Below are 17428 nucleotides of genomic sequence, written 5' to 3'. Positions count from 1 at the left end.
GACATGACCCCAAGTTCACCAGCGGCAAGCTCCGCTGGCATTAGCGTATTCAAGGATAATATTCATGCGCACCTCACGATGGCTGGTGCTCACCTATACGGTGATCATCGTGCTTGGCTTTCTCATCGCCCTGCCGAACGTGCTGCCGCAGTCGGTCTTAAGCAAAATGCCGTCCTGGCTTCCGCACAGCCAGGTTTCCCTCGGCCTCGACCTTCGTGGCGGTTCCTATCTCGTCCTCGAAGTCGACGAGAAGGACCTGACCAATGGCCGGCTACAATCGCTGCTGCAAGACTCGCGCCGTGTCCTGCGCGACAAGAACATCCTGACCCGTTCGATCGTTCGCAATGGTGATCAGATCGTCGTCACTCTGACTGATCCGTCGCAGAGCGGTGATGCGGTGACTCAGTTGCGGACCCTCGCCAATACGATCGCGTCCGGCCTTTCCGCCGGCCAGTCCGATCTGACGATTACGCCGAATGGCAGCGCGATTGCCATGTCCTTCTCGCCGGCCGGCATCGCCGCCAACGTCGATTCCGCCGTCCAGCAGAGCCTGGAAGTCATCCGCAAACGCGTCGACCAGGTGGGCGTCGCCGAACCGACCATCCAGCGCGTCGGTCCCAACCGCGTCCTCGTGCAGCTTCCGGGCGCACAGGATCCGTCGCGTCTGCGCGAACTGCTCGGCTCGACCGCGAAGATGTCCTTCCATCTGCTTGCCGACAATGTCGATCCGAACAATCCCGGCCCCGGTGTTACCATCCTGAAGGATGACAAGGGCAACAGCTATCCGGTTCTCGATCGCATCGAGCTTGCCGGCGACCGCCTCACCGACGCCCGCGTCAGCTTCGATCCGAATACGCACGAGCCACTCGTCACCTTCCGCTTCGACAGTGCCGGCGCCAACCGCTTTGCGGAAATCACCCGCGAAAACGTCGGCAAGCCTTTCGCTATCGTGCTCGACAACAAAGTGCTGAGCGCGCCGAACATTCGCGAGCCGATCACCGGCGGTTCGGGCCAGATCTCCGGCAATTTCACCGCCGATAGCGCGACGACGCTTGCAGCCCTGCTGCGCGCCGGCGCCCTGCCGGCCAAGCTCACCGTCATCGAAGAACGCACTGTTGGCGCCGACCTCGGCAGCGACGCGATCCAGAAGGGCATCTATAGCGGCCTGATCGGCTTCGTCTTGGTTGCCGCCTTCATCTTCGTGCTCTACGGCGCCTGGGGGATTCTTGCGAATGTTGCACTGCTCATCCACACGGTCCTGACCTTCTCGGCCCTGACGCTGGTCGGCGCCACGCTGACGCTGCCCGGCATCGCCGGCGTCGTCCTTGGTATCGGCCTTGCGGTGGATGCCAACGTTCTCATCAACGAGCGCATCCGCGAAGAAACCCGCAAGGGCCGCGGCGCCTTCGCCGCCATCGATAACGGCTTCAAGAAGGCTTATTCTACGATTATCGACGGCAACATGACGGCCCTGATCGCCGCCGCCATCCTGTTCTACTTCGGCTCCGGCCCGGTTCGCGGCTTTGCCGTGACCATGGGTCTCGGCCTCATTATCTCGATGTTCACCTCCGTCGCCTTCGTGCGCGTCGTGATGATCGCCATCACCCGTCGCCGCAAGCTGAAGGTGCTCAACATCAGGCCGCTGATCCCCTTCAGCCCCTATGACAAGCACATCCAGTTCATGAAGGCCCGCTTCTTTGGCGTCACCGTCTCGGCAATCCTGTCGATCGCCTCGGTGGTCCTGTTCATTCATCCAGGCCTCAACTACGGCGTCGATTTCCGCGGCGGCATCCAGATGTCGGTCAAGACCAAGGACGCGGCCGATCTGGCGACGTTCCGCGAGGGCCTGAACACGCTCGGCCTCGGCGAAATCGCACTGCAGTCCTTCGGCGACAACAGCAGCCTCCTTGTCCGCGCCCAACGCCAGGACGGCGGCGAAGAGGCACAGACAGCCGCGGTCACCAAGCTCAAGGCAGAAATCGTCAAGATCGACCCAACCGCGACCATCGAAGGGACGGATGTCATCGGTCCGAAGGTTTCGGGCGAACTTGCCTGGGCCGGCATTCTGTCGGTCGTGATCGCCAGCCTGGCGATGCTGTTCTACATCTGGTTTCGTTTCGAATGGCCGTTCGCGGTCGGAGCCATTGTCACGCTGGTACTCGACGTCACCAAGGCGATCGGCTTCTTCGCGATCACCGGCCTCGATTTCAACCTGACGGCTATCGCCGCGATCCTGACGCTCGTCGGATATTCGGTGAACGACAAGGTCGTGGTCTATGACCGTATGCGTGAAAACATGCGTCTCTATAAGTCGATGCCGCTGCGCGACATCATCGACAAGTCGATCAACGAGACCCTGGCGCGAAGCCTCTATACTAACGCCACCGCCTTCCTGGCGCTGGTGCCGATGGCGATCTGGGGCGGCAGCGCCGTCTCCAGCTTCGCGATCCCGATGGTGTTCGGCATACTCGTCGCTGGCGCCTCGTCGGTCTTCATCGCCGCTCCGATCCTGCTGTTCCTCGGCGATTGGCGCCGCCGCCATGCCAAGGCGGTCGCCAACGACGCCGAGTCGGACGACAAGTCCGGCAAGGACAACAAGCAGATTCCTGCTGCCGAATAAGCGCGAACGGATATGAACGAGGGCATGCCCAGCTTCCGGGCATGCCCATTCTGCCTCCGGATCAGATGGACGGCATATGCAGCGGCAGCCCTGGGCGCGGCGCCACTATTCTCTCCAAAACACCGTTTTCCTGCTCTGTGATGAGCGCATATTTACCATCGAGGGTGAAAGCGATGTTGCCCGGCCGCGTGCCATTGGTGCGGATACGGCCGGCGATCTTTCCGGCGGGATCGACCATGCAAATCTCGCCTTGCCCATAAATCGTGCAATAGAGCGTGCCGTTGCGATCAAAGGCCATGCCTGCCGGTCCACATAGCGCCTTCACAGCAGGCGCCGGCATCACCTGCGCAAATAGTTCCTGCCGCCCGCCGACGATCTGGCGATAGATTTTCCCGGTCAATGTCTCGCTATAATAGAGCAATCCGTCCGGCCCGAAGGCTATGCCGTTGGCATAGAGCAGACCGGTCGCCAGCACGCGCTGCACCCGGCCTTCCGCCGGATCGATCTGATAGACACGGCCGTTATAGGGCGCCTGGAAGAAACCGGGATTGATATCGGCGCCTTCGAGCAGATCGGAGATACGGACGCCTGAATCGGTCATGTAGAGCAGGCCGTCAGGGCCAAAGGCCAGATCGTTCGGGTAGAGAAACGCGCCGTCATTGCCGCCTTCTATCACCTGCAAGGTGCGGCCTTCCGGAGACAGCCGGACAAGGGAGTTTTCCGGGCCGCCCGCCACCCAGAAACAATTGTCGCCATCGACGGCGAGCCCGGTCGGCCGGCCGCCGGTACGGCAGATTTCACGGCGGATGCCGCCCACAATCATCGTCAGGCAACGACGACTGTCGTCAGTCTCCACAAGCGCGATGCGACCATCGGTCAGGGCAACAGGCCCCTCCGGCAGACGCAATCCGGTGGCCATCGTCTCGTTCATATTCGGGAACCCTACCCAGCGCACCGAAACCCCAAAAATCGTGTGTCACAGATGGTAAATAAGTACCCCAAAAGCTTTTTCGAGCCGGGTATTCGTTAAATCTGAACCAAATTCATGACGGGAGGGTCACATCTTTGTGCAGATCCGCCCGATCTTGACAGTTTTAGCCAATTCAGAACATTCATCGAACATTCGGATATTATTGCGAACATGATTCGTCGCCGATTCCGTGTTCGTGCGCCCGCCGTCCGAAGCCTTCAGGAGAGCCCATGACCGCCGCCTATCTGGAAAAGCTGAACCCGGAGCAGCGGCAGGCGGTGGAGCACGGCACGACGGTCGAAGGCAGCCATATTGCCGGGCCGCTGCTGGTGATCGCAGGCGCGGGCTCCGGCAAGACGAATACGCTGGCCCACCGCGTCGCGCATCTCATCGTCAAAGGCGCCGATCCCCGCCGCATCCTGCTGATGACCTTCTCCCGCCGTGCGGCGGCCGAAATGGGCCGCCGCGTCGAACGCATCTGCCGGGAAGTGCTTGGCGCCAATGCCGGCATCATGGCCGATGCGCTTGCCTGGACCGGCACGTTTCATGGCATCGGCGCGCGGCTCCTGCGCGATTACGCCGAACAGATCGGCCTCGACCCGGCCTTCACGATCCATGACCGCGAAGACAGCGCCGACCTGATGAACCTCATTCGCCACGAACTCGGCTTCTCCAAGCTGGAAAACCGCTTTCCGACCAAGGCAACCTGCCTCGCGATCTATTCCCGCGCCGTCAATTCGGAAGCGCCGCTCGAAGAGGTGCTGCGCGATTTCTTCCCCTGGTGCGCCGCCTGGGACAAGCAGTTGCGCGACCTCTTCGCGGCCTATGTCGAAGCCAAGCAGGCGCAAAACGTGCTCGATTACGACGATCTGCTGCTCTACTGGGCGCATATGCTGCACGAGCCGCTGATCGCCGAGGATATAGGCGGCCGCTTCGACCATGTGCTGGTCGACGAATATCAGGATACCAACCGGCTGCAGTCGTCGATCCTGCTGGCGCTGAAACCTGACGGCCAGGGGCTGACCGTGGTCGGCGACGATGCGCAGTCGATCTATTCCTTTCGCGCCGCGACCGTGCGCAACATTCTCGACTTTCCGACCTCTTTTACGCCCGCCGCCAATATCGTCACGCTCGACCGCAACTACCGCTCGACGCAACCCATTCTCGCCGCCGCCAATGCGGTGATCGATCTTGCCTCCGAGCGTTTTACGAAGAATCTGCGCACAGAACGCCAGAGTGCCGAGCGTCCGCGGCTGGTCACGGTGCGCGACGAAAGCGATCAGGCGCGTTATGTCGCCGATCAGGTGCTGGAAAATCGGGAGAGCGGCGCCAAGCTCAGGCAGCAGGCCGTGCTCTTCCGTACCTCAAGCCATAGCGGACCGCTGGAAGTCGAGCTTACCCGCCGCAATATTCCCTTCGTCAAATTCGGTGGACTGAAGTTTCTCGACAGCGCCCATGTGAAGGACATGCTCGCTGCCCTCCGCTTTGCCCAGAACCCACGCGACCGTGTCGCCGGCTTCCGGCTGATGCAGCTTTTGCCGGGCGTCGGCCCTTCGACTGCCCAGCGCGTGCTCGATCATATCGGCGAACAGGCCAGTCCAATGGCGGCCCTGGCCGATTTTCCGGCGCCGCCGCGCTCGGGAGAAGACTGGACGGCCTTCGTTGCGACCATGCAGGAGTTGAAGGCCGGCAAGGCGGGATGGCCGGCAGAAATCGGCCTCGTACGGCAATGGTACGAACCGCATCTGGAGCGGGCGCATGAGGACGCAGCGACGCGCCAGGCGGACCTGATCCAGCTCGAACAGATCGCCAGCGGCTATGGCTCGCGCGAGCGCTTCCTCACCGAACTGACGCTCGATCCACCCGATGCCACCAGCGACCAGGCCGGCACGCCGCTGCTTGACGAGGATTATCTCATCCTCTCGACCATCCATTCCGCCAAGGGCCAGGAATGGACGAAGGTGTTTGTCCTCAATGCCGTCGATGGCTGCATTCCGGCTGATCTCGCGGTCGGCTCCTCCTCCGAGATCGAGGAGGAGCGGCGGTTGCTCTATGTTGCCATGACACGTGCCAAAGACAGTCTCGATCTCGTCATCCCGCAGCGCTTCTTCATCCATGGCCAGCATGCGCAGGGCGACCGGCATGTCTTTGCCTCGCGCACGCGCTTCATTCCGGCGACATTGCTGCAGTTTTTCGAGGTTTGCGGCTGGCCACAGGCCCGCGCCGAAAGCGCCGCCGCCATCAGGGCGCGGCAGGTGAGAGTCGATGTGGGTGCGCGCATGCGCGGCATGTGGCGGTGAATTGGGGCCTATTTGTCGAGGCCGCTTTTCCGGCGTCGGAGCTTCAACTCACTCGATCATCACGTGTAATATTCAGTCCGCCTCCCGAAACATCTCAATAATGGCCGAAAAATCGCGGCCGCCATTGCCGAGCTTTTCAAAGAGTGCGTAGAGCTGCGCCGCTTCGGCACCCAGCGGCGTGGATGCGCCGGTTGACAGCGCTGCCTCCTGTGCCAACCGCAGATCCTTCAGCATCAGTGCTGCCATGAAGCCCGGTTTGTAGTCGTTATTGGCCGGCGAGGTCGGCACAGGGCCGGGCACCGGGCAATAGGTATTGATCGACCAGCATTGGCCCGAAGAGGTCGAGGCGACGTCGAAGAGCGCCTGATGCGAGAGGCCGAGCTTTTCGCCGAGCACGAAGGCCTCGCAGACGCCGATCATGGAAATGCCGAGGATCATGTTGTTGCAGATCTTCGCCGCCTGCCCGGCGCCTGCGTCGCCGCAATGGACGATCTTCCGGCCCATGACTTCCAGCAGCGGTTTGGCGCCTGCAAAACTTTCCGCCGAGCCACCAGCCATGAAGGTGAGCGTTCCGGCTGCCGCACCGCCGGTGCCGCCGGAGACCGGCGCGTCGAGCGACAGGCAGCCGGCATCGCCTGCCATGGCATGGGCCTTGCGAGCGCTGTCGACATCTATGGTCGAGCTGTCGATCAGCAGAGTGCCCTTCGGCACGGAGCGCAGAATATCGGTCCAAACCGTTAGAACATGCTGCCCCTTCGGCAACATGGTGATGACGGCTTCGGCATCCGCAAGCGCTTCGCTCAGCACGTTTGCGGCCTTGACGCCCGTCGCCTCGGCGGCCTTCAGCATATCATGCGAGAGATCGAAGCCGATGACCTCATGGCCGGCCTTGACCAGATTGGCGGCCATGGGACCACCCATATTGCCGAGCCCGATGAATGCGATCCGTGTCATGATGCTCTCCTCCCATGATCATTTATGCTTCGAAAAGCGGCGGTCGCGCCGGCACGAAGAAGCAGTCGATATCGCTTGCCGCGACCTCGGCAAGGCTTGCCGGCGACCATTTTGGATTGCGGTCCTTATCGATGACGGCGGCGCGGACGCCTTCGTAGAAGTCGGGATTATACAAGATCCGCATGCAGGCGCCGAGTTCGCGATTCAGGCATTCGGCGAGGCTTGCACTGCTGCGTCCGGCACGCAGCAGCCGCAACGTCAGCTTCAGGCTGGTGGGCGAGCGCGTGCTGATTATCTGCCGCGTTTCGGCGGCGAAATCGCCTGCTTCTCGCGCCAGCGCCTCCTGAATCTCCTCGACGGTATCATATGCCAGCGCCCGATCGATCATGTCGCGGTTGGCGGCCAGGCGGCTTTCGCCTACAGCAACCGCCATGCCCGCAATCACCGTATGCACATCGGCCGGCGATGCGGCAACCGGCAGCGCGCCGATCGCCTCGATCAGCGCCGATAGATCAGAAGAAGCAACGCAATGATCGGCCAGCCGCGCGTGAATCGCATCTGCGGCGTTGATGGCAAGGCCGGTCAAGCCCATCCAGGTGCCAGCCTCGCTGGGCGCGCGCGGCAAAAGCCAGGTGGCACCGACATCGGGAAAATAACCGATGCCGGTTTCCGGCATGGCGAAGCGGGTGCGTTCGGTGACGACGCGATGGCTGCCATGGGAAGAGAGCCCGACGCCGCCGCCCATGGTGATGCCGTCCATCAGCGCCACATAGGGTTTGGGATAATCGGCAATGGCGTGGTTGAGGCGGAATTCCTCGCGCCAAAAGGTCTCGGCGTCTGAAGAACCCTGTTTGCCGCTCTCATGCAACAGGCGGATGTCGCCGCCGGCGCAGAAGGCCCGGTCACCCTCCCCCCTGACGATGACGCTGGCGATCGATGGATCGGCGGCGAATTCACGAAGAGCCGCTGCTATCGCCCGGATCATTGGCAGCGTCAGGCTGTTCAGTGCCTGCGGCCGGTTGAGGCGGATAAGCCCCGCCGATCCCTGACGCCCAATGATGACCTCGTCTATGCTCTGCATTCGAAAACTCCCCATACCCGCCTTCCTCAATCAATAGGCGCTCAGCGGTTGTCGGCAAGGATCATCTCGGCGGCTTTCTCGGCAATCATGATGGTCGGCGAATTGGTATTACCCGAGGTGATCGACGGCATGACTGAGGCGTCGGCGATCCGAAGCCTTGCCAGCGCCCGAAACCGCAGGCGCGGATCGACCACGCTTTGCGGATCGCCGCCCATGCGGCAGGTGCCGACCGGGTGAAAGATCGTCGTGCCGATATCGCCGGCGGCGCGCTCGAGGTCGGCATCCGTCTGATAGGACGGGCCTGGCTTGAATTCTTCCGGCTTGAACTTGGCGAAAGACGGCTGCTCAACAATCCGCCGGGTCAGCCGGATGGAGCGCACGGCAATCTCTCGGTCGCGCGGTGCCGAAAGATAGTTTGGGCTGATTGCCGGCTGCATGGCAAAATCAGGGCTCTGGATGTGCACCGAACCGCGACTTTCCGGCCTCAGATTGCAGACGCTTGCCGTGATCGCCGGAAAGGGATGGACGGGATCGCCGAATTTGTCGAGCGAGACCGGCTGCACATGATATTGCAGATCCGGCGTTTCCTTGTCGGGGCCGGAGCGGGTGAAAATGCCGAGCTGGCTCGGCGCCATCGCCATCGGCCCGGAGCGGCGCACGAGATATTCCAGCCCGATCGCCGCTTTGCCGAAGAATTTCGTCGCCTTTTCGTTCAGCGTCGGCACGCCGGTGACTTTATAGGCCATGCGCAGTTGCAAGTGATCCTGCAGGTTTTCGCCGACCGCCTTGACTTCCCGCACCACTTCAATGCCGGCCTGGCTCAACACCTCGCCGCGACCGATGCCGGAGAGTTCGAGAATCTGCGGCGAGCCGATCGCGCCGGCGGAAAGCACAGTCTCCTTGTCGGCATAAGCGCGTTTGGTCACGCCGTCATGCTGGAACTCGACACCGGTGACGGCATCGTCCTGGATGAGCAAGCGACGAACCTGTGCCTTGGTAAGCACTGTGAGATTGCCCTGCTTCAGCGCCGGTCGCAGGAAGGCCTTCGCGGTGTTCCAGCGGATGCCCGAGCGCTGGTTGACATCGAAATAGCCGGAACCTTCATTGTTGCCGCGATTGAAATCCGCAGTCTCCGGAATGCCGGCTTCGCGGGCCGCCGCCTGGAAGGCGTCGAGCACGGCCCAGCGCACGCGGGCTTTCTCGACTCGCCATTCGCCGCCCGCGCCGTGCATTTCATCCTTGCCCCTATAATGGTCCTCGGACTTCACGAAATAGGGCAGCACGTCGTCCCAGCCCCAGCCGGCACAGCCGAGTTGCCGCCAGAGATCGTAATCCCGTGCCTGACCGCGCATATAGATCATGCCGTTGATCGAAGAGCTGCCGCCGAGCACCTTGCCGCGCGGATAGTTCAGCGAGCGGCCGTTCAGCCCCGCTTCCGGCGCTGTGGTGAAGCACCAGTCGGTGCGGGGATTGTTGATGCAATAGAGATAGCCGACCGGGATGTGGATCCAGTGGTAATTGTCGCTGCCACCTGCCTCCAACAGCAGCACCCTGTTGTTGCGATCCGCCGACAGCCGGTTGGCAAGCACACAGCCGGCACTGCCGGCACCGATGATGATGTAGTCGAAGCGATCCATTCCAGAGACTCTATCGTCCCCTCTCCGCGCCTGCGGGGAGAGGGTTAGGGTGAGGGGCTCGAAGGTTCGGCAAATTCCGTATTCGCTGGAAGTCCGTGCAGCCCCTCATCCGCCCTTCGGGCACCTTCTCCCCGCCCCTTCGACAAGCTCAGGACGGGGAGAAGGAAAGTCAAGCAGTCAGCGCCGATACTCGAACCCCAGCTTGCGCCCCAGCCGCGAAGCATAGAATTCGCCGATAATGCCGCGACGGAAGAGCAGGACGCAGACCATGAAGACGATGCCGGTGATGATCGTCACTGGGAATTCCGAGGTTGCGAGATAGTTTTCCAGCGTTGCCACGAAGCCGGCGCCGAAAAGCGGGCCGACCAAGGTGCCGATGCCACCAAGCAAGGTCATCAGGATCACCTCGCCCGACATCTGCCAGGCGACATCGGTGAGCGTTGCGAACTGGAAGACCAGCGCCTTGACCGCACCCGCAAGCCCGGCAAGCGCCGCCGACATGACGAAAGCACCGAGCTTGTAATGGGCCACGGAATAGCCGAGCGAAATGGCCCGCTGCTCGTTTTCCCGGATCGATTTCAGGATCATGCCGAAGGGCGAATTGATGAAGCGCCAGATGATCAGCACGCCGACGATGAACACCGCCAGCACGAAATAGTACATGTTAAAGGAGTTGCTGAGATCGATGACGCCGAACAGGGAACCTCGCGGCACCGACTGAATGCCGTCTTCGCCCTGGGTGAACTTCGCCTGCAGACAGAAGAAATAGAACATGTAGGACAGCGCCAGGGTGATCATGGCGAAATAGATGCCCTGCCGGCGAATGGCGACGAAGCCCATGATCAGGCCGAGCAAGGCTGCACCCGCAACGCCGATCAGGATGCCGAGTTCCGGCGGCACGCCCCATACCTTTACCGCATGCGCGGTGAAATAGGCCGCGCCGCCGAAGAAGGTGGCATGGCCGAAGGACAGAAGACCGGTATAGCCAAGCAGCAGGTTGAAGGCGCAGGCGAACAGCGCGAAGCAGAGCACCTTCATGACAAAGATGGGGTAGATGAAAAACGGTGCCCAGATCAGCAGCACCAGGCCGACGACCAGGAAGCCCTTCTGAACTGATGATGACGGGCGGCGGCTTTCGGACTTCAGCGTTTCGGTCATATCAGCCATGTCACGCATCCCGGCCAAAGAGGCCCGCAGGCCTGAGGAGCAGTACGATCGCCATGATCACGAAGATGACGATGTTGGATGCTTCCGGGTAGAACACCTTCGTCAGGCCTTCCGCGACGCCAAGCACATAGCCGGTGATGATGGCGCCCATGATCGAGCCCATGCCGCCGACGACCACCACGGCAAAGACGATGATGATCATGTTCGATCCCATCAACGGCGAGACCTGATAGATCGGTGCGGCCAGCACGCCGGCAAGGGCGGCAAGCGCGACGCCGAAGGCATAGGTCAGCGTCAGAAGCACCGGCACGTTGACGCCGAAGACCTGTACAAGCACCGAATTTTCCGTTGCGGCACGCAGATAGGCGCCGAGCTTGGTCTTCTCGATCAGCAGCCAAGTGCCAATACAGACGATAAGCGACACGACGATCACCCAGCCGCGATAGATCGGCAGGAACATGAAGCCGAGATTGACACCGCCCACCAGCGCCGTCGGTACGGCGTAGGGCTGACCGGACGAACCATAGAGATAGCGGAACGTGCCTTCGATGGTCAGCGCCATGCCGAAGGTAAAGAGCAGGCCGTAAAGCGGATCGACTTTGTAGAGCCGGCGCAAGCACAGGCGCTCCACGACCGCGCCGAACAGGCCGACAATCAACGGCGCGAGCACCAATGATGGCCAATAGCCGATGCCGGCATAGGCAAGCAGCAAATAGGCGGTGAAGGCGCCGAGCATGTAGAGCGCGCCATGGGCGAAATTGATCACCCGCAGCATGCCGAAGATGATCGCGAGCCCGAGGCTCAAGAGCGCATAGAAGGAGCCGTTGATCAGCCCGATCAGCAATTGTCCGAGAAGCGCCTGCAGCGGGATCCCAAATATCATGGTCATGGCGTCAGACCCCCAGAACCTTGTGCAGCATGCCCATCCGCTCCGGCAATTCGCCGACCGGAAATTCCGAGACCATCTGGCCATGATCCATCAGATAGAAACGATCGGCAATACGGCTGGCGAAGCGGAAATTCTGCTCAACCAGCAGAATGGTCATGCCGCGCTCCTTCAGCTTCTTCAATACCTCGCCGATGCGCTGGACGATGACGGGTGCCAGTCCCTCGGTCGGTTCGTCGAGCAGCAACATTCGCACGCCGGTGCGCAGAATGCGGGCCATGGCGAGCATTTGCTGCTCACCGCCGGAGAGTTTCGTGCCCGGGCTGTTGCGGCGCTCGTATAGGTTCGGAAACAGTTCGAAAATCTCGTCGACCGTCATCCCGCCCTGCGCGACCACCGGCGGCAGCATCAGGTTTTCATGAACGTTGAGCGTCGAGAAGATGCCGCGCTCCTCCGGCACGAAACCGATGCCCCTGTGCGCCGTCTTGTGCAGCGGCACCTGCATCATGTCGGCGCCGGCAAAGGCGATCCTGCCCTTGCGCGCCCGGACGATGCCGACGATGGTGCGCAGCGTCGTCGTCTTGCCGACGCCGTTGCGGCCGAGAATGGTGATGGTCTCGCCCTCGCCAACGTTCATGTCGACGCCATGCAATATGTGGCTTTCGCCATACCAGGCATTGAGACCCTGAACCTCCAGTAGCGCCGCCATCCTATGCCTCCTCCGTGCCCATATAGGCCTCGCGGACGCGTGGATCGCGGCTGACCGTCGCATAGTCGCCTTCGGCGAGGATTTCGCCGCGCTGGAGGACGGTGACGTGGTGGCAAATATCTGCGACGACGGAGAGATTGTGTTCCACCATCAGCACCGCCCGGTCGCGCGCCACGTCGCGAATGATGGCGGAGACGGTGTTGACATCCTCGAGCCCCATGCCGGCCATTGGCTCGTCGAGCAGCAGCACCTTGGGATCAAGCGCCAAGGTCGTCGCAATCTCCAGCACCCGCTTGCGGCCGTAGGAAAGATCGGCAGCGATGGCATTGCGCTCCTTCGTCAGACCGACGGCTGCCAGCAATTGTTCGGCACGATCGTCCAGGCTCGCCAGCGCCGAGATCGGCCGCCAGAATTGATGCGCCAGATTGTTCGGCCGCTGCAGGGCGACACGGACATTGTCCAGCACGGAGAGATGCGGAAAGACCGCCGAAATCTGGAAAGAGCGCACCAGCCCCATGCGCGCGACCTTGTCCGGCCTCGTCCTGGTGATATCGGTGCCGAGAAGCGTGATCGTACCATGCGTCGGCTGCAGGAACTTGGTCAGAAGATTGAACACGGTCGTCTTGCCGGCGCCGTTCGGGCCGATCAGCGCATGCACGCGCGCATGATGCACATCGAGATCGACATTCTTGACGGCCGTGAAGCCGCCAAAATCGCGCCGGAGGCCGCGGGCGGATAACACCACCCGTGGCTCTTCTTGTTTCTCTGCCGCAGAGATCGCCATCGGCTGATCGCAACCTTACTGCTTGACGAGATCGCAGCCGCTCTTGGCCGGATCGATATAGGCTTCCTTGCCGGGAATCGTTGCCAGCACGTTATAATAATCCCACGGCCCCTTGCTCTCCTCCGGCTTCTTGACCTGGAGCAAGTACATGTCGTGGATCATGCGGCCGTTGGGGCCGACAGTGCCGCCGCGGCCAAAAACGTCGTCGACCGGCATTTCATGCAGTTCCTTGGCGACCGCTTCGGTATCGTCGGTGCCGGCCTTCTGCACGGCCTTCAGATATTGCAGCACGGCGGAATAGGTACCGGTGTGGATCATGTTCGGCATCTTGCCGGTGCGATCGAAGAAGCGTTTGCCGAATTTGCGGCTTTCGTCGTCGCGGTTCCAATAGTAGCCTTCGGTCAGCGTCAGACCCTGGGCCGCCTGCAGGCCGAGGCCATGAACTTCGGCGAGCGTGAAGAGCAGCGCCGCCAGATGCTGGCCGCCCTGGGTGATACCGAATTCCGACGCTTGCTTAATGGCGTTGGAAGTATCGAGGCCGGCATTGGCAAGGCCGATGACCTTGGCACCGGACGATTGCGCCTGCAGCAGGAAGGACGAGAAGTCGTTGGTCGACAGCGGATGGCGGACGGAACCGAGAACCTTGCCGCCGTTTGCCTTGACGAAATCAGATGTCTGCTGCTCCAGCGAATAGCCGAAGGCATAATCGGCGGTCAGGAAGAACCAGGTATCGCCGCCCTGCTTGACCAGTGCGCCGCCGGTGCCGACGGCCAGCGCATGCGTGTCATAGGCCCAATGGAAACCGTAGGGCGAGCATTGCTTGCCGGTGAGATCGGTCGTTGCCGCGCCGGTGACGATATCGATCTTCTTCTTTTCCTTGGCGATCGCCTGCACGGCCAGCGCCACCGACGAGGTCGTCAGCTCCATGATGGCGTCGACCTTATCGGTGTCATACCATTGGCGAGCGATATTAGAGGCGATATCGGGTTTATTCTGATGGTCGGCATCTACGATCTCGATCGGCACGCCCAGCACCTTGCCGCCAAAATCCTCGACAGCCATCTTCGCCGCCTCCACCGAGGACTTGCCACCAAAGTCGGCATAGACGCCCGACTGGTCATTCAGGATGCCGATCTTCACCACACCGTCGGACGCGCCAGCGGCGAATGCTGCGGTGCTGCTTGCAAGCAGAAGTGCCAGGGACGCAATGAGACTCTTTCGCATATCCTCTCCTCCCAGAGATTTGGCAAAAATGAATCTGTTCAAAATTGGCCAGTCGTTATCCTCAAAACGACTTTGCTATCCCTCAAGATCATTGAAATCGCGCATTGACGCAAGTGAAGTTTGCAACTAATTCCAAACAGTGTCTGTTCATTTTTGAACAGAAAGGGAGGCATGAAGACCGCGCCGCACTTCACCTGGGACGACCTGCAGTTCTTCCTGGCGGTGGCCCGGACCGGCCAGCTTTCGACCGCCGCGCGGCAGTTGCGCACCAGCCACGCCACCGTCTCGCGCCGCATCGACCGGCTGGAATTTTCGCTTCAGGTCAAGCTCTTCGAGCGCAATCCACGTGGTTATATGCTGACCGGCATGGGCCAGCGCTTCATCGACACAGCCGAGCGAATGGAGCAGGAAACCGAGCGGCTGCGGTCAGACCTGAGGGTCGGCTCGGCGGCACAGCGCGGCGTGGTGCGTATCAGCGCGCCGGAGGGCTTTTCCAATTTCTTCTTCACCACCATGCTTTCGGAGTTCACCGCGCGGTATCCGAACATCTCGCTGGAATTGGTGACGATCCAGCAGATCATGTCGCTGTCGCGCAAGGAAGCCGATATCGTCATCGTGCTCGACCCGCCGAAGGCCGGCCCCTATTTCACCGAGAAATTGACCGACTACCACCTGCAGGTCTATGGATCGCGGGATTACCTCGCCAGCCACCCGCCGGTGGAGAGCCGCGACGATCTGCCGGAGCACGCGTTCGTCGGCTACATCGAGGACATGATCTTTGCGCCTGGTCTCGATTATCTCGGCGACATCCATCCGCGCATCAAGCCGCAATTCCAGAGTTCCAGCATCTTTGCGCAGTTGACGGCGACCAAAAGCGGGCTGGGGCTCTGCGTGCTGCCCTTCTTTATCGCCTGCCGGCATCCGGACCTGCAGATGGTGCTGCCCGATGAAGTCGACCTGAAACGGCACTACTGGATCACCTGCCACCGCGACCTCAGGCAGTCGCCGCGCGTGCGCACCGTCATCGACTTTCTGGTAGAGGCCGTGCATCGTAACGCACCGGCCTTTCTGGGGCATGCATCGGTTTAGGCGCTTGCCACGCGCCCCGCCGCGATGCCGCTCTCGCTCGCCTCGGCAAAGGCGATCGCATCATGCAGACGCAATGGCCTGGAAAAATGATAGCCCTGCGCCAACCGCACGCCGAAAGCATGCAGCGCCTCGGCAATTGCAGCACTTTCGACGCCTTCGGCGACCGATGTGATGCCGAGATTGCGGCAGAGACTGGCGACGGACCGGGTGATATTCATGCAGCGGACATCGCGATCGAACCGCATGACGAAGCTCTTGTCGATCTTGATCTTGTCGAATTCCAGCCGGTGGATATGGCTGAGGCTGGAAAAGCCGGTACCGAAATCGTCGAGCGCGATGGTAATGCCGGCGCCGCGCAGCAGGCCGATGACTTCATAGGCGGTGTTGAAATCCGACAACAATGCCGTCTCGGTGATCTCAAATTCGATGCGGCGCGGATCGATCCTGGCGGCATGGATCATGGCAAGAAGAGCCATCGACGTTTCATGGTCGCAGATATCGCGGGCCGAGAGGTTGAAGGACATGCGCAGCGGAGGCGGCATGATCGACAGCGCCTGCAGCGCCTCCGCGAAGAGGATGCGGGTCATCTTGCCGATCATCGCGGTGCGTTCGGCGGCGGGGATGAAGGCATCGGGGCTGACGCGGCCGAGGCGGGCGCTGTTCCAGCGCGCCAAAGCTTCGAAGCCGACGACATGTCCGTCATCGAGATCGATAATCGGCTGATATTCCAGCGACAATTCCCGGGCGAAATTATCGCCCTGCAATTCCAGCTCGATCAGGTGCCGTTGCTGGAGGATTTCTTCGAGATCGTGGGAGAAGAACTCGACATTGCCGCTGCGGCGGCTCTTGACCTGATAGAGGGCGAAGTCCGCCTTTTCATAGAGCTGCTCGGCGGTGTGGCCGCCGCCCTCCGGAACGACGATACCGCAGGAGCCGGAAATGCGGATGGAGCCGCCGGGCACATCATAGGGTTCGCGCAGCGCCGTACAGAAAGCTTGCCCCATCTCGGAGACACAATCACGGCTGAGATCGCTTGGAAAAATCACACCGAATTCGTCGCCGCCAAGGCGCGCAATTGTGCCCTTGCCGCCCGTCAAAGCCACAAAACGTTCGGCAGTCTGCTTCAACACGAAATCGCCGGCGGCATGGCCAAAGACGTCGTTGACCGGCTTGAAGCCGTCGAGATCGACAAGGCCGATGATAGGCGGCGTCTCCGGCCGTTGCTGCAAGAGATCCTGCAATTCGCGAAAGAAGCTGCGGCGATTGGCGAGACCGGTCAGTTGATCCTACAGCGCGTTGCGGCTGTTGACCAGGTTCAACCGTTCGGCTTCCGCCTGCTTGTCGCCGAGTTCTTCCGTCAGCCGCACCAGCCCGGCAAAATTCCGGAAATAGCTATTGATTACACGAACGAAGGGAAACGACAGGAAGATGACGCTGGTCGCGGTCGCCACGAACACGGAATTGCCCGAGAACATGAAGGTGACGACCATGAAGGAAAAGGTAATGGCCGTCGTCAGAAGGGCTGCGGCCGGCAGATGCATCAGACAGAAGACGCAGGAAATGCCCGTCACCACAAGGAAATAGGAGATTTGCCCCTGCTGATAGGCATTGCCGTATTGATAAAGTGCGACTGCCCAGATGCCGAAAGCAAGGGTCAGCGCGCCGGCGAGCACGACGGTCCGGCGCATCACACTATAGGCTCGATCCGCATCGATGGGATCCTGCCCATGCAACTGCCACCAGACGATACGGAAAACGCAGAGGATGCTCAGGCTGACCGGCACATAAACCGCCAGCCACATCGGCGCGGTGTGGATATGGGTGATCACCACGGCCAGGGCGTTGATGATCAAAAGAATATAAAGGACCGGTATCTGTGACGCCAGCGCCTTGTATTGCGCCACCAGAAACGTCGGATTCTCTTTCTGCAGGCGCAAGCCTGAAAGCAAGTTCCTCATGGCTTCCTTCCCCCACCCACACAAAACCACAAAAAACTTGATTTTCAGT

Annotated in this window: 12 protein-coding genes and 1 pseudogene; 3 read left to right on the top strand and 10 right to left on the bottom strand. The window is 61.1% G+C overall.

Going from position 1 to position 17428, the window contains the following annotated elements; all coding sequences use genetic code 11:
• The first annotated feature begins 64 nt into the window (after nt 1–64).
• Complete coding sequence (gene secD, locus QA648_RS01055; RefSeq protein WP_104821972.1) at nt 65–2620, top strand: protein translocase subunit SecD; 2556 nt, start codon at nt 65–67, stop codon at nt 2618–2620.
• Nucleotides 2621–2681: 61 nt separating this feature from the next.
• Here secD and QA648_RS01050 read toward each other — a convergent pair whose 3' ends face one another.
• Entirely contained in the window at nt 2682–3551 is an 870-nt protein-coding gene (locus QA648_RS01050; protein WP_283049077.1) for an SMP-30/gluconolactonase/LRE family protein, read from the bottom strand.
• A 269-nt stretch (nt 3552–3820) separates the two neighbouring features.
• Between QA648_RS01050 and QA648_RS01045 the strand changes: the two genes are divergently transcribed.
• The gene (locus QA648_RS01045) at nt 3821–5890 is read left to right on the top strand and encodes an ATP-dependent helicase (protein ID WP_283049075.1); all 2070 of its coding nucleotides are present in this window, start codon (nt 3821–3823) and stop codon (nt 5888–5890) included.
• A gap of 72 nt (nt 5891–5962) precedes the next feature.
• Here QA648_RS01045 and mmsB read toward each other — a convergent pair whose 3' ends face one another.
• From mmsB to QA648_RS01005, 8 genes are all read right to left on the bottom strand, one after another.
• Entirely contained in the window at nt 5963–6844 is an 882-nt protein-coding gene (mmsB, locus tag QA648_RS01040; RefSeq protein WP_283049073.1) for a 3-hydroxyisobutyrate dehydrogenase, read from the bottom strand.
• Between the two features lie 22 nt (nt 6845–6866).
• On the bottom strand, nt 6867–7925 hold the full coding sequence (locus QA648_RS01035; RefSeq protein ID WP_283049071.1) for an enoyl-CoA hydratase/isomerase family protein: 1059 nt from the start codon (nt 7923–7925) through the stop codon (nt 6867–6869).
• A gap of 41 nt (nt 7926–7966) precedes the next feature.
• Complete coding sequence (locus tag QA648_RS01030) at nt 7967–9562, bottom strand: GMC family oxidoreductase (RefSeq protein WP_104821967.1); 1596 nt, start codon at nt 9560–9562, stop codon at nt 7967–7969.
• A 177-nt stretch (nt 9563–9739) separates the two neighbouring features.
• Nucleotides 9740–10729, bottom strand: a complete 990-nt coding sequence (locus tag QA648_RS01025; RefSeq protein ID WP_283049069.1) for a branched-chain amino acid ABC transporter permease — start codon at nt 10727–10729, stop codon at nt 9740–9742.
• Between the two features lies 1 nt (nt 10730).
• Nucleotides 10731–11618, bottom strand: coding sequence for a branched-chain amino acid ABC transporter permease (locus QA648_RS01020; protein WP_104821965.1), 888 nt, complete (start codon nt 11616–11618; stop codon nt 10731–10733).
• A 4-nt stretch (nt 11619–11622) separates the two neighbouring features.
• Nucleotides 11623–12324: an ABC transporter ATP-binding protein gene (locus QA648_RS01015; protein ID WP_283049067.1), complete on the bottom strand. Its 702-nt coding sequence runs from the start codon at nt 12322–12324 to the stop codon at nt 11623–11625.
• A gap of 1 nt (nt 12325) precedes the next feature.
• Nucleotides 12326–13108: an ABC transporter ATP-binding protein gene (locus tag QA648_RS01010; RefSeq protein WP_283049065.1), complete on the bottom strand. Its 783-nt coding sequence runs from the start codon at nt 13106–13108 to the stop codon at nt 12326–12328.
• A 15-nt stretch (nt 13109–13123) separates the two neighbouring features.
• Nucleotides 13124–14332, bottom strand: a complete 1209-nt coding sequence (locus tag QA648_RS01005) for an ABC transporter substrate-binding protein (protein WP_283049062.1) — start codon at nt 14330–14332, stop codon at nt 13124–13126.
• A 171-nt stretch (nt 14333–14503) separates the two neighbouring features.
• On the opposite strand from QA648_RS01005, the gene QA648_RS01000 reads away from it, so the two are divergent.
• Nucleotides 14504–15421, top strand: a complete 918-nt coding sequence (locus QA648_RS01000) for a LysR family transcriptional regulator (protein WP_283049060.1) — start codon at nt 14504–14506, stop codon at nt 15419–15421.
• Here the strand turns inward: QA648_RS01000 and QA648_RS37010 are convergent.
• A pseudogene (locus QA648_RS37010) lies at nt 15418–17379 on the bottom strand (EAL domain-containing protein). The gene QA648_RS01000 and the pseudogene QA648_RS37010 sit on opposite strands and share 4 nt — an antisense overlap.
• Nucleotides 17380–17428: the final 49 nt, after the last annotated feature.

The sequence above is a fragment of the Rhizobium sp. CB3171 genome (assembly GCF_029714265.1).
GTDB lineage: Bacteria > Pseudomonadota > Alphaproteobacteria > Rhizobiales > Rhizobiaceae > Rhizobium.
The sequence above is the reverse complement of the archived record's forward strand: the minus strand, read 5'-3'. Positions and strand labels throughout refer to the sequence as shown.

Bases quoted from the DNA above. Each gene is read 5' to 3' on its own strand.
- QA648_RS01030 (WP_104821967.1), bottom strand. From the start codon at position 9,562: ATGGATCGCTTCGACTACATCATCATCGGTGCCGGCAGTGCCGGCTGT.
- QA648_RS01005 (WP_283049062.1), bottom strand. From the start codon at position 14,332: ATGCGAAAGAGTCTCATTGCGTCCCTGGCACTTCTGCTTGCAAGCAGC.
- QA648_RS01000 (WP_283049060.1), top strand. From the start codon at position 14,504: ATGAAGACCGCGCCGCACTTCACCTGGGACGACCTGCAGTTCTTCCTG.
- QA648_RS01025 (WP_283049069.1), bottom strand. From the start codon at position 10,729: ATGGCTGATATGACCGAAACGCTGAAGTCCGAAAGCCGCCGCCCGTCA.
- QA648_RS01020 (WP_104821965.1), bottom strand. From the start codon at position 11,618: ATGACCATGATATTTGGGATCCCGCTGCAGGCGCTTCTCGGACAATTG.
- QA648_RS01035 (WP_283049071.1), bottom strand. From the start codon at position 7,925: ATGCAGAGCATAGACGAGGTCATCATTGGGCGTCAGGGATCGGCGGGG.
- QA648_RS01010 (WP_283049065.1), bottom strand. From the start codon at position 13,108: ATGGCGATCTCTGCGGCAGAGAAACAAGAAGAGCCACGGGTGGTGTTA.
- QA648_RS01050 (WP_283049077.1), bottom strand. From the start codon at position 3,551: ATGAACGAGACGATGGCCACCGGATTGCGTCTGCCGGAGGGGCCTGTT.
- secD (WP_104821972.1), top strand. From the start codon at position 65: ATGCGCACCTCACGATGGCTGGTGCTCACCTATACGGTGATCATCGTG.
- mmsB (WP_283049073.1), bottom strand. From the start codon at position 6,844: ATGACACGGATCGCATTCATCGGGCTCGGCAATATGGGTGGTCCCATG.
- QA648_RS01045 (WP_283049075.1), top strand. From the start codon at position 3,821: ATGACCGCCGCCTATCTGGAAAAGCTGAACCCGGAGCAGCGGCAGGCG.
- QA648_RS01015 (WP_283049067.1), bottom strand. From the start codon at position 12,324: ATGGCGGCGCTACTGGAGGTTCAGGGTCTCAATGCCTGGTATGGCGAA.